The sequence below is a fragment of the Mesorhizobium sp. M9A.F.Ca.ET.002.03.1.2 genome (assembly GCF_003952365.1).
Classification (GTDB): Bacteria; Pseudomonadota; Alphaproteobacteria; order Rhizobiales; family Rhizobiaceae; genus Mesorhizobium.
In genome coordinates, this window is sequence record NZ_CP034443.1 from 3,765,585 (window position 1) to 3,777,744 (window position 12,160).

The window sequence follows — 12,160 nt, forward strand, 5'->3', positions numbered from 1 at the left end:
GTCATGCTCCTTTGTGGTGTGTGGGGCCGTCTTGCGCGCCCGGCTCGGTTTCCCTGTGCCCGGCCTGTTCCTCGCGCCCGGCCTGTTCCGTGTGCCTGGAATGCCCGCCGTGATCGTGGTGGCCACCATGCATGACCATGTGAAGCAGAGGACAGGCGAGCAGCAGCAGAAAGGGAAGGGCACCGAGGGTATGTGCCCGGTGCTCGGAAAGCAGGAAGAACGCGGCGATCAGCAGGAAGGCGATCGTGACCAGGCCGGTCTTCGACGTCCAGAATCCGCGCGCACCCGCCTCGGTCTCCTGTTCTGGTTTGGAGCCGGTCGGGGGATCGGACAAGCGGTGCGTATTGGAGTTCATGGGTTGGATTCCTTTTGATTGTCAGCGATTGTCATTGCCGGCCACGGCGTTCGAGGCGCGGCTTTCGAAGCAGTAAAGGGCGATGCTGAGCGCCCAGACGGCGCGATATCAGGCTGGGATCTGGGGAGGTTGCAGGAGGGCCTCGGGGTCGATGCCCGTTGCCAGGAACGCCTTGCCCGCGATGAAGCGGACGGAACGTGGCGGGCAATTGACGACCCCACATTCGCCTGAGGCGGAAATGCTTGCAGCACAACAGCCCGACGCAGCCGTGTACGCGCAGTCGGCGCTGTGCTCGCAACAGCCATAGTTGTGATTCTGGCCCGTTGCCGTGACATCGTCTGTCACCTGGCTCAAGCCGCTTATGGGGAGACCTGCAAACTCGGCAATGGCGCCGATATCGGCGCCCAGACCCGTACTCTGGCCGGTAAGACCAGCGCCCATGATGACGCTGCCCGCGATCAGAACGAGCATGGAAAGCAAAGCGCGAAGCTGGGTCAGTCCAATTTCCATTTTCCTAGTGTGACATAGCCGCGCATCGCCACTTTGACGCAAATCAAAGCCACGGCTCCTGGGGAGCGCTTAGATTGCCGGGTCTCATCCGACACGGATCGGATGGTTTCCCAGGCCCGAAACCTGGATGAACCGGAGATGAGGTGATGCCGGCAATGCCGCGTTCCACCGAGACTGCCGTCAAGATAGAATCCGCGGCCGAAACTGTGTTCGCCTACCTCGACGACCACAGGCATCTGGGGGCTCATATGAGTGCCTCGTCATGGATGATGCTCGGCTCGAAAATGGACTACGAGTTCGATGCAGGCGAAGCGCGTTCGGTCGGCTCCAAGTTCGGATTCCATGGCAAGATACTCGGCATTGCGCTGTCTGCGGAACAGGCGATCGTAATCCGGGTGCCGCCCAGATTGAAGGTTTGGCAAACCATCGGCGCGCCAAACCTGTGGGTGATCGGCCGCTATCGTATGGGTTTCGAGATCGTCCCTGAGGTGGGATCCTACCAGCTTCGGGTATTCATCGACTACGACCTTCCGGAGACGGCGCCGGCCCGTTGGCTCGGCCTGATCTCTGCCGACGTATACGCGCGCTGGTGCACTGGCCGGATGGCGAAAGACGCAGCCGGTTATTTCGGGAAGACCGGGGCGCAGGCAATCCCGTCGACAGGCTGATCGACGCGAGCCTCTGCTTCCAACCATGTGCCGCTTTCGCCTCTGACAATTTCGACGGCGTGATCGAGCTTGCCGATCGCGGCAGGCTTGCCTGTCGCTTCAGCGAACTCGATTGCGGCGCCTACCTTTGGCCCCATGGAGCCGGCCGGAAAATTCCGCCCTGATATCTCCGTCGAGGTGACCCGCCGGAGTGGGCGGGCGGCGGCGGTTCCGTAGTCGACATAGACTGCGTCGACGTCGGTCAGCATCAGCAGCATGTCGGCCTTCAATTGGCGCGCCAGAAGCGAACTTGCCAGGTCCTTGTCGATGACGGCCTCCACACCGCAAAGACTGCCGTCATCCCGCGCGATCACCGGGACCCCGCCGCCGCCCGTGCAAATGACGATGACGCCACGTTCGACAAGGAACGAGATGACAGATGCTTCCATGATCTCCAGCGGCCTGGGTGACGGCACGACGCGGCGCCATTTGTCGCCGTCGGGCGCGATGTGCCAGCCGCGTTCCACGGCAAGCCGGCGGGCGGTTGCCTCGTCGTAGACCGGGCCGATCGGCTTCGTCGGATGGGCGAAAGCCGGATCGCGAGGGTCCACCTTCACTTGCGTCAGCAAAGTGGCAAACAGCCTCTGCTTGAGGAGATTGTTGAGCTCCTGCTCGATCACATAACCGATCATGCCGGCGCTTTCGGCGCCGAGCACGTCGAGTGGAAACGCTCCACCGTCCGAGGCCGCCTGCAGCGCGAGCAGGCCAACCTGCGGGCCGTTGCCGTGCGTGATCACGATCGAGTGCCCTTCGCCAACCAGATCCGCCAATACAGCCGCGGCACGCACGATGTTGGCGCGCTGGTTCTCGGCCGTCATCGGTTCTCCACGACGCAGCAACGCGTTTCCGCCGAGCGCAACGATGATACGCATCTCAGTTGCCGATCGTGGCGACGAGCAGGGCCTTGATCGTATGCATGCGGTTTTCGGCCTGGTCGAAGACGATCGAGGCATCCGATTCGAATACCTCGTCGGTGACCTCCATGCAGTCGATGCCGTATTCCCGCGCGACGAAGGCGCCGACCTCTGTATCGGTATCGTGGAACGCCGGCAGGCAATGCATGAACTTGACGTGAGGGTTGCCGGCGGCAGCCATCACTTCGCTGGTGACCCGGTAGGGCGTCAACAGGCGAATGCGCTCGGCCCAGCCGGATTTATCCTCGCCCATCGACATCCAGACGTCGGTGTAGACGAAGTCGGCGTCCTGGACGCAGCCCTTAACGTCTTCGTCCAGCCTGAAGCGGCCGCCGCTGTGTTCCGCCAGTTCCCTGATATGGGCACAGAACTCCTCATCCGGCCAAAGTTCCTTGGGTGAGGCGATGCGCATGTCGATGCCGACCTTGGCCGCCCCGAGCGCCAGCGACAGCGCGACATTGTCGCGACCCTCGCCGACGAAGGTGACGGTCATGTCGGAAAGATGCTTGTGCGTATACTCGCGCATGGTCATGAAATCGGCGAGGATCTGCGTCGGATGCGCCTCGTCGGTGAGACCGTTGTAAACGGGCACGCCGGCATGCGCGGCAAGCAGTTCGGCCTGATGCTGGGCAAAGCCGCGATACTCGATCGCGTCGTACATCCGGCCGAGCACGCGGGCGGTGTCCTTCATGGATTCCTTGTGGCCGATATGGCTGCCGCTGGGGCCGAAATAGGTGACATGGGCGCCTTGGTCATAGGCCGCCACCTCGAATCCTGTCCGTGTGCGGGTCGAATCCTTCTCGAAGATCAGCGCGATATTTTTCCGGGCGAGACGCGGTATCTCGTGCCCGGCGAGCTTGGCGGCCTTGAGGTCGGCGGCCAGCTTCAGAAGAAATCGGATTTCGTTGGCCGTGAGATCGTCCAGGGTCAGGACGGAGCGGCCGTGAAGATTGATCGACATGGGGATTTCCTTTCAGGTCAAATCGGGTCGCGGGCAATCGGGCAGGTCATGCAATGCCCGCCGCCGCGGCCGCGGCTGAGTTCGGCGCCCTCGACCGTGATCACTTCAACACCGGCACGGCGTAGAAGCGTGTTGGTGTAGACATTGCGGTCGTAGCCGATGACCACGCCGGGCTCGACCGCAACGACGTTGTTGCCGTCATCCCATTGCTCGCGCTCCGCCTCGTAACGGTCGCCGCCAGTGGCGATGATCCGCAGCGATTTCAATCCGAGCGCTGTGGCAACCACTGCCGTAAACGGCTCCGTCTCCTCCGTTATCTCGACGGATGCCGCTCCATCACCTGGCCGCAGCGAGAAGGTCCGCAGGCGGTCGACCACCGGCGGGTATAGGGTGACCAGGTCGCGGTCGCAGAAGGTGAAGACGGTGTCGAGATGCATGAAACTGCGGTCCCGCGGCATCAGCGCCGCGATCACGCGGGTCGCCTCACCGGCCGCGAACAGGCTGCGGGCTAGGCCGCCCACGGCTTGCGGCGTGGTGCGTTCTCCCATGCCGACAAGAACCGTCCCGCCGCCGATCGGCATGACGTCTCCGCCTTCCAGGCTGATGCCTGTTCCCGGGTCCGGCGAAACGAAGGGGACGCCGCTGTCGCGAAAACGGGGATGGAAACGGTACACGGCTTCGACATTGGCCGCTTCCGGGCGCCTCGCTGGCCAGTACATGGCGTTGACCGAGACCGAGCTGTAGATCCAGCAGGAACTGTCGCGGGTGAAAAGCTGGTTCGGCAGCGGCGGAAGCACGAAATCCTCAGGCGCAAGCGTCCTTCCGGTCAGTCCCCGGGGTTCGAAGGGCAGCTCCGCGCGAGCAATTCCGCCGATAAGATAGGCCGCCAGCTGCTGCGAGGACATCTCGTTGAGCGATCCCCGCATCTCGTCGACCATGTCGAGCCCGACGACGCCGGAATGAATCCGGCGGTCGAGAAGCCAGTCGCGGGCCTTGGTGAGACCCATGGTCTCGGCCAGAAGTTCCCCGAACGAATGCACCAGCACCCCGCGTTCGCGCAGTGCGTCGACGAAGACGTCATGCTCTTGACGTGCCTTCTTCACCCAGAGCACGTCATCGAACAGCAACGCCTTGCAATTGTCCGGTGTCAGCCTTTGCAGGCTGAGATCGGGGCGGTGCACCAGCACCTCGCGCAGACGGCCGACTTCAGAAAAGGTGCCGAGCCGGGTCGTGGTGATAGGGGCGTTCATAGCGGGCTGATGCTCCCGTTCCAGATGAGATAGGCGGCGGCGACACCGGCGGCGACAAGTGCTGCGGCGACCGCTGCTTCTGCAGGGTGGAAGATGCGCTGGTTGTTTTCGCGACGTGCCCAGACGTAGAAGATGATGCCCGGCGCATACAGGATCGCGCACATGAACAGGTAGGCGGGCCCCGCCGCGTAGACCAGCCACAGTCCGTAGACCGTCGCCAGCAGCCCGGCGAAAAGAGGACCGGTACGCTGCTCGCCGCCCTTATAACTCTCTCCGGTCAGCGCGAGCTTGGCCGCATAGGCTCCGGAAAAGATGTAAGGCACCAGGATCGCCGCCGATGCGATGTAGAACAACGCCTGGTAGGTGCTTTGCGCGAAGAGCGTGATCACCAGGAACGCCTGGACGAGCAGGTTGGTGATCAACAGCGAGGTCGACGGCACGCCGCGCTCGCTCTCTTGGCCGAAGAATTTCGGCATCGTCCCGTCCTTGGCGGCGACATGCGGAATTTCCGCGGCAAGCAGCGTCCAGCTCAGGAAGGCGCCGATCACCGACACGACAAGCGCGGTGTTGATGAGGATGGCGCCCCAGGGGCCGACAACCGCTTCCAGGACGCCGGCCATGGAGGGGTTCTTCAGCGCGGCGAGCTCAGGCTGGCTCAGGATGCCGAGCGACAGCAGCGAGACAAGAGCGTAGAGCGCAAGGCAAGTGAAGAAGCCTAGGACAGTCGCCATGGCGATGTCCTTGCGGCGCTCGGCGCGGCCGGAGAATACGCTGGCGCCCTCAATGCCGATAAACACCCAAAGGGTCACCATCATCGTGCTCTTCACCTGTGCGGTGATCGAGCCGAGATCGGCGTTGCCAAGCCCGTTGAAGTCAAGGGACCAGACATCCAGCTTGAAAGCGACTGCGACGATCCCGACGAACAAGACGATCGGAGCGATCTTTGCCACGGTGACGATCAGGTTCACTACCGCAGCCTGCCGGATGCCTGCGAGAATCAGGGCGTGGATCAGCCACAGCAGGATCGATGCATCGAGCACGGCCTGCCAGGTGTTTCCGTCGCCGAAGGCCGGGAAGAAATAGGACAGGGCGCTGAACACGATCACCGCGTAGGAAACGTTGCCGACCCATGCGCTGATCCAGTAGCCCCAGGCGCTGTTGAAGCCGATGAAGGGACCGAAGCCGGCCTTGGCGTAGGCGTAGGGACCCGCGTCGAGTTCGGGCTTGCGGGTTGCAAGCGACTGATAGACGAAGACGAGCGCCAGCATGCCGACCGCGGTGATGGCCCAGCCGATCAGGATGGCAAGGGGACCGGCGCCGGCCGCCATATTCTGCGGCAGGCTGAACACGCCGGAGCCGACCATCGAGCCGATCACCAGTGCCGTGAGGGAACCTAATCGAAGCTTCGTCGCAGCTGCGGTCGTCACTTTCCCGATAGGGATATTTACCCCGGCCGTCGTCATGATGCTCTCCTGAGTTTGAAGATCTCGATGGGAGGCAATGAACAGGAAAAAGCGGCGGGCAACTTTGACGCGGGTCAAACAGTTGCGCACTCGGATTGTAACGCCCGTAAGTAGGAGATTTTGATATAGATCAAAGGCATTGCATGCATAATCACTAAATTAGCTAGGCATGAAAGGGGTGTGTTATGGAAATTACAACGCACGACTTCATGACTGTGCTGCACGGAATGGGGTTTGGAGCCCTATTCATGCTGGCGTTCTCCGGCGCACTGGTCGAACTTTACCGAATTTCCGCGCCCGGGACATCGTCGGCGACGAGCGCGGGCCAAACACTGCTTGGTCTTTACCTCGTGGTGATGGTGATACTTGCGTGGCTTACTGTGTTCTCTGGCACCTACGTCATCTATCCTTGGTATCGAGCCGTCCCGGCAGAAGGCGTGACCGATCTCGCGGACTATCCGCGGCGATTGCTGCTGTCGAGCGGGAAGACGTCCGAGTGGCATAATGTCGGCATGGAATGGAAAGAGCATGCAGCCTGGCTGGCGCCGATCGCCATGACCATGGTGGCCTACGTCACCATGAAATACGGACGAGCAATCATTCAACACCGGAATATGCGAATCTCCGTACTGGCCTTCGCCGTGGCTGCCTTCGTTGCCACGGGAATCGCCGGAGCGTTCGGTGCATTCCTGAACAAATACGCTCCGATTCGGGGTGGCGATGTGATCATTCTGATGCAGGGGGAAGGGCCATGAACACGTTGCGAAATACGGTCGAGATTGGAAAAACGTCTGAGACGATCCCGAATGGCCCCGGAGCTGCGGCCATCTTGGCTGCGGGCGTCGGTTGTGCTGCCATCGGCGTTCTAGGCTTCGCGTCCGAGCTGTCCCCCGGACTGCGGGGTCTATTGAATTTCTACAATCCTGTCGGCCCGCTCTCCGGTAAGACGACCGTAACGATCATCGTTTGGCTGGTTGCCTGGTACGGGCTGTCACGGATTTGGCGAAACGAAACGGTGAATATGCGCGCCGTCAACATCGCAGCGCTCGTCTTGCTCGGGCTAGGATTCCTACTAACCTTCCCGCCGTTCTGGTACCTTTTCGTCTAAGCCAAGAGGTTTGGCGCCGAATCCATCACTGAGCTTGCCCGTCATTGCGATGAGGGCGCAGGTTCGCACGCGTACAAAGGTCCATCAGCTGGAACGGGCAAACCAGGCGTTGGACGATCTGCGCGCCGGGAGGCTGGGCGGTGCCGCGTGGTGCCGTAATCGACTCAACCGGACTATCGGGCTCGTTCACCCAGCCCACGCATTTGTCCTAGCCATTTCGCGCGCGTCGCATTGCTGGCATCCGCGACCATGCCGAACAAGGTCTCGCGCACCGGACTGATGCCGGCAAAGCGCAGAATGCTCCGCCGCATGCCAGCAATGCCGTGGCTGAGGAACCAAAGCCGGTAAAAAACGGAGGGCATGCCCATCGTTACCACCAAACGGGCGGAGCGGCCGCGAAGCAGTGCCTTGGGGAAGCCGCCACCCTTATCTGGATAGGCGAAGGCAGTTCCCGGCCGCATGACCTGTTCCAGAAAAGCCTTGAGCAAGGCCGGCATGGTTCCCTGCCAGAGCGGGAAGACAAAGACGATATGCTCCGCCCAAACGATCGCTTCGGCGGCGTCCTTCAAGCTGTCGGGGATCGCGCCGTGCTCGAACTCCTGCATCGTGCGCAGCATCGGAAAATCGAGCGCTGCCAGATCGATTTGGTGGACGGCATGCCCAGCCTGTTCCGCGCCCTCGGCATAGGCCTTCGCAAGGCCGCGGCAGAGCCGGTCCGCAGAAGGGTCGGGATGCCCAACCACAATTAGGATGCGTCGCGGCATGGGCGCTCCCGAGGCGTTCGACTCGAGGCGCTAAGGCCGTTCGACCCGTGCCACCTGATAGGTGTGCATGGCGCCGTTGCGTTCGATCGAGACGTATTCACCGGTCACGAAGCGTTCGTCGCCGAAATGGAAACCGATTTCGTCGTCGCGGTCGCCTTCGGCATAGTCGAAGTACCACTGTCCGCCGGGCTTGCGCCGCAGCCGGCCCACCAGGTCTTCTTCTCCAGTGCGAAAACGGCGAACGCGGCAGGAAGCCCGGTGCGATTTCCATTCTTCCGCATCGATCCGTCCGTCGCTCTTCAACGGAGCGAGCACGTCATAGCCCTCTTCGCGATCCCCGCCCGGGTGGTCCTTCTCGCGGGCAAGCAGCAGCCGGACATGCCGGAATTTCGGGGTAAGATCGTTCAGATTGGTCATGGCGAACTCCTTTTACGGAGCTTCTTAGCGCGGCGACCAGACTTGGCCTTGATCCGCATCAAAGGAGGCTGCGATGGCGTTGTCAGAGGATCGACGGCAGCAACATCGCGCCGTAGCCGGCCACTGCGGCGATCAGGGTTGCGCCGGCCAGCGGCAACCAAAATCTGACCGGGCCGACAAATACCGCCAGCGACAGGCGGCCGATCGCGTTTGCCGCCAGCGCCGCGAGCACCGCCTGGCCGACGGTCTCGATCGGGATCGATTGCTTGACCAGGCGCAACGCGCTGAGCACCGAGACATCGACATCGAACGTGCCTGCAAGCATCGAACTCGCCAGCAGGCCTCGCCCGCCGAACTGAACTGCCAATGCAGCGCTCGCGGTGGCGACAATCGCAAAGAGCAGGGCAAACAGCAGCAACGGGCCCAATTCGAACGGATTGCGTGCAGTGCGCCACCTTTGGGATCCCCGCCGGTGCGGGCCAACAGGAATGCTCCGCAGGCTGCGAAGACAAGCGACGCAGCAATCGCTGGAATGCCGACCCCAGCGAACACGCTTGGCTCGACGATCAGCACGACAGCGCAAACGCGCAGCACCGAGACCATGGCAGCCAGCGAAGCAGCGCCGGCAAGCGGCAGTGGATTGCTCGCGGAGGTGGCGTTGCGGGCAAGCGCCATGGTCACGGCGGTGGACGAGACAATGGCACCTGCAAGCGAGCTGACGAGCAGACCGCGCGTGGTTCCCAGGACGCGAACCGCAACGTAGCCCGCGAACGATATCGACGCCATCAGCACCGTGAGGAACCAGACCTCCCGCGGATTGAAACCGCCCCACGGATCCATCGTCCGGTTTGGCAGCAAGGGCAAAACGATCGCGGTCATCACTGCCAGGATCAGCGCCGAACGAAGTTCGATCCAGGTCAGTCGCTTCAAGAGGCCGTGCAGGATCTCTCGACTGGCAAGCACTGCGGCGAGTGCTGCCCCTCCGGCAGCCGCGGCTCGGTAATCGCCGGCGACGGAGAGCGCACCGAGCGCGAACACGCCAAGGCCCGCTATCACGGCCGTAACGCTGAAATCCTCGTCATGAGCAGCCTCGCGCGCCTTGTACCAGGCAAAGATCGCCGCGAAGGCGATGAAGCCGCCGACCAGCACGGAAACTGAGTCAAGCGCCTCGGCCAGCGCTGCGAGGATGCCGCCGAGCAGGCCGGATATGCCGAACGTTCGAATTCCGGCCGTCCGGCTGTGAGCGGGTTCGTCCCGCTCGCGCCAGCCGCGCTCCAACCCGACGAGGAGGCCTATTGCCAGCGCCAGTCCGAGCCGAGCGATAAGCGAATCCATGGTATTGGGCCTTCAGGTCGCGGCTGTCGGCATGTGATCGCGAATCCACCTGACGATCTGCCCCGCCGTCATTGCGCCGGATGTGCGCGCAAGCTCGCGTCCGCCATGGAAGAGGATCATGGTCGGGATGCCGCGAATGCCGAGCCTGGATGCTATAGCCTGCTCGTTGTCGGAATTGAGCTTGATCAGGCGGACATGCGGCTCCAGTTCGTTTGCTGCCGCCTCATATGCCGGCGCCATCATCTTGCAAGGGCCGCACCACGGTGCCCAGACGTCGACGACAACGGGGAGGCTGCTTCGCTTGACCTGGCGATCGAAGGTCTGTGCGTCGACGTCTTCGGGCTGACCCGAGAACAGCTTGACGCCGCACTTTCCGCATTTCGCGTCCCCGGCATTGCGCGCTGGCGGCAGGCGATTAACCCCGCCGCATTTGCTGCAAACCACCAGATTTTCCTGCACCATGGCCATTCACCCATTCGTATCATCAATTATGCGCGTTCGGGACGCCCATCGCCAAGAGCGCGCAACGCGTTGAGGATCACCGCTATGTCGATGCCCTCCTGAAGCAATGCTCCCGCCACAGGCGTGATCTGCCCCATGGCTGCCGCGGCCATGGCCGCGGCTGAGAGTGCCAGCCCGGCTATGATGCTCTGCAGGGCGATCATACGGGTGCGCTGCGCAATCCGGACCGCATCGGCGACCGGCTGCAGCCTGTCGGTCAGTACGATGACGTCCGCGGCCTCCGAGGATGCGCTGGCACCGCGCGCCCCCATGGCGACACCGACCGTTGCGGCCGCTAGCGCGGGGGCGTCGTTTATGCCGTCGCCGACCATCATCGTTGGTGCCAACGCTTTCTCGGCCTCGACCGCCGCCACTTTCTCGGCAGGCATCGCATCTGCGACGATGGTATCGAGGGCGAGCAGGGCGGAAACGCGCTTCGCCGCCACGCTATCGTCGCCTGTAAGCATGACCATACGTGTGATGCCGGCCGAGCGCAGGTTGCGGAGTGCATCATGGGCATCCACGCGTAGAGCGTCCCCGAAAGTGAATATACTGGCAAGTTGCCCATCGAGCGCTACAAAAACCCTGAGCACTGGCTCGTCCCGGTATCGCTTTTCACCGCTTTCCGCCCAACGAGGCAGCGGTTTGTCGGCCAGCACGAGTGCTCTCGATCCCACCGCGATCGATACCTTGTCGACCCGGCCTTTCAGGCCGGCACCGCGATACTCGTGAACACTGCATGGATGCGACAACACCAGATTTCGGCCACGGGCCGCCCGAATGATCGAGTCGGCGAGCACATGGTGCGAGGCCTGTTCCAGCGATGCCAAAAGCTGCAATAGGGTGTTGGCGTCACCGCCCGGTGCAGCATCGATTTCGATGAGCTCGGCGCCGCCAACGGTCAAGGTGCCCGTCTTGTCGAAAATCGCGGTCCGAACTTGCGCGAGGGCCTCCAGAGCCGCGCTGCCTTTCATCAGGATGCCGGCCCGCGCGGCGCGCGACACCCCGCCGATGAAGGCAACGGGAGCCGCGAGGATAAGCGGGCAGGGTGTCGCGACCACCAGCACGGCCAGCGCTCGGATCGGATCGCCGGAGACGTACCAGGCGGTGCCGGCAACCAACAAAGTGGCTGGCAGCAGGAACAAGGCAAAGCGGTCGGCCATGCGGATGAACGGTGCTTTCGCGGTCTGCGCCGCAGCGACCATGCGCACGATCGCAGCATAGGTGCTTTGTTCGGCCAAGGCCGAAGCGCGCATGCTGAAGGATTCTCCGGCATTGAGGGTGCCGCTGCGCAGCATATCGCCCGCGCGCCGCCGTTCCGTCAGCGGCTCGCCAGTTACCGCTGACTCGTCGAGAGAGGCCAAAGCATCGAGCAGGATCCCATCGACAGGCAGCAGTTCGCCGGCGCGCACCAGAAGTTCGTCGCCGACAGCAACCTGGTCCACGGAAATCGTGTCTGTTCCCTGTGTCGATTTGCGGTGCGCGACACGCGGCGACCGGTCGGTCAATGCCTTGAGATTCCGCTCCGCCCGGCCACGGGCAAAATCCTCGAGCACCGTGCCGCCGGCATACATGATCGCCACCACGACCGCGGCCAGCGGCTGGTCGAGCAGCAGTGCCGCGGACATCGACACCAGCGCAATCGCATCGACGCCGAAGCGCCCGATCCAGAAGTCGCGCAATATGGAAATGGCGAGCGCCACCACCACGGGCAAGGTAGCCGTCGTCCAGATAGTGCTGGCCTGAATGGAGCCATAGCCGGTTCGCCAGACGCCGATTCCAATGGCCAGGCCCAGCAAGGCGATGGCCAGCAACGCGCGCCGCAGGGCCGACTCGTTCATACGATACCTTTCGATTCTGATCGGTGCCTGCCTG

General features: G+C 62.8%; 13 protein-coding genes and 2 pseudogenes. 4 read left to right on the plus strand and 11 right to left on the minus strand.

From position 1 onward, the window contains the following. Position 1 precedes the first annotated feature (1 nt). Both EJ066_RS17995 and EJ066_RS18000 read right to left on the minus strand, forming a co-directional pair. On the minus strand, positions 2-355 hold the full coding sequence (locus EJ066_RS17995; protein WP_126040221.1) for a DUF2933 domain-containing protein: 354 nt from the start codon (positions 353-355) through the stop codon (positions 2-4). A gap of 108 nt (positions 356-463) precedes the next feature. Beyond that, positions 464-865, minus strand: coding sequence for a hypothetical protein (locus EJ066_RS18000; RefSeq protein ID WP_126040224.1), 402 nt, complete (start codon positions 863-865; stop codon positions 464-466). 155 nt (positions 866-1,020) lie between these two features. Between EJ066_RS18000 and EJ066_RS18005 the strand changes: the two genes are divergently transcribed. Continuing rightward, positions 1,021-1,533 carry an SRPBCC family protein gene (locus EJ066_RS18005; RefSeq protein ID WP_126040226.1) on the plus strand — a complete coding sequence of 171 codons (513 nt, stop codon included), beginning with the start codon at positions 1,021-1,023 and terminating at the stop codon, positions 1,531-1,533. Here the strand turns inward: EJ066_RS18005 and arcC are convergent. From arcC to arcD, 4 genes are read right to left on the minus strand one after another with little or no spacing between them, the layout of a single operon-like run. After that, positions 1,488-2,444, minus strand: a complete 957-nt coding sequence (gene arcC / locus EJ066_RS18010) for a carbamate kinase (RefSeq protein ID WP_126040228.1) — start codon at positions 2,442-2,444, stop codon at positions 1,488-1,490. The genes EJ066_RS18005 and arcC overlap by 46 nt on opposite strands. Before the next feature lies 1 nt (position 2,445). Further along, positions 2,446-3,447, minus strand: coding sequence for an ornithine carbamoyltransferase (gene argF, locus EJ066_RS18015; protein ID WP_126040230.1), 1,002 nt, complete (start codon positions 3,445-3,447; stop codon positions 2,446-2,448). A 17-nt stretch (positions 3,448-3,464) separates the two neighbouring features. Continuing rightward, on the minus strand, positions 3,465-4,697 hold the full coding sequence (locus tag EJ066_RS18020; RefSeq protein WP_126040232.1) for an arginine deiminase: 1,233 nt from the start codon (positions 4,695-4,697) through the stop codon (positions 3,465-3,467). Continuing rightward, entirely contained in the window at positions 4,694-6,160 is a 1,467-nt protein-coding gene (arcD, locus tag EJ066_RS18025; RefSeq protein WP_126040234.1) for an arginine-ornithine antiporter, read from the minus strand. Before arcD ends, EJ066_RS18020 begins: the two co-directional genes overlap by 4 nt. Positions 6,161-6,345: 185 nt before the next feature. On the opposite strand from arcD, the gene EJ066_RS18030 reads away from it, so the two are divergent. The 3 genes and pseudogenes from EJ066_RS18030 to EJ066_RS32130 all read left to right on the plus strand — a co-directional run. Then, on the plus strand, positions 6,346-6,915 hold the full coding sequence (locus EJ066_RS18030) for a hypothetical protein (RefSeq protein WP_126040236.1): 570 nt from the start codon (positions 6,346-6,348) through the stop codon (positions 6,913-6,915). Continuing rightward, complete coding sequence (locus EJ066_RS18035; RefSeq protein WP_126040238.1) at positions 6,912-7,268, plus strand: hypothetical protein; 357 nt, start codon at positions 6,912-6,914, stop codon at positions 7,266-7,268. The genes EJ066_RS18030 and EJ066_RS18035 overlap by 4 nt, the downstream gene beginning before the upstream one ends. Positions 7,269-7,311: 43 nt before the next feature. After that, positions 7,312-7,416 (plus strand): annotated as a pseudogene (locus EJ066_RS32130) (alcohol dehydrogenase); the annotation flags it as partial. Positions 7,417-7,441: 25 nt separating this feature from the next. Here the strand turns inward: EJ066_RS32130 and EJ066_RS18045 are convergent. From EJ066_RS18045 to EJ066_RS18065, 5 genes and pseudogenes are all read right to left on the minus strand, one after another. Continuing rightward, a complete protein-coding gene (locus tag EJ066_RS18045; protein WP_126040240.1) occupies positions 7,442-8,032 on the minus strand; it encodes an NAD(P)H-dependent oxidoreductase in 591 nt (196 codons plus the stop codon). A 30-nt stretch (positions 8,033-8,062) separates the two neighbouring features. Beyond that, positions 8,063-8,449, minus strand: coding sequence for a hypothetical protein (locus EJ066_RS18050; protein ID WP_126040242.1), 387 nt, complete (start codon positions 8,447-8,449; stop codon positions 8,063-8,065). An 82-nt stretch (positions 8,450-8,531) separates the two neighbouring features. Then, a pseudogene (locus EJ066_RS18055) lies at positions 8,532-9,784 on the minus strand (MgtC/SapB family protein). A 12-nt stretch (positions 9,785-9,796) separates the two neighbouring features. Further along, the gene (trxC, locus tag EJ066_RS18060; RefSeq protein ID WP_189644538.1) at positions 9,797-10,246 is read right to left on the minus strand and encodes a thioredoxin TrxC; all 450 of its coding nucleotides are present in this window, start codon (positions 10,244-10,246) and stop codon (positions 9,797-9,799) included. 26 nt (positions 10,247-10,272) lie between these two features. Then, a complete protein-coding gene (locus EJ066_RS18065) occupies positions 10,273-12,126 on the minus strand; it encodes a heavy metal translocating P-type ATPase (RefSeq protein ID WP_126043945.1) in 1,854 nt (617 codons plus the stop codon). Between the last annotated feature and the right edge of the window lie 34 nt (positions 12,127-12,160).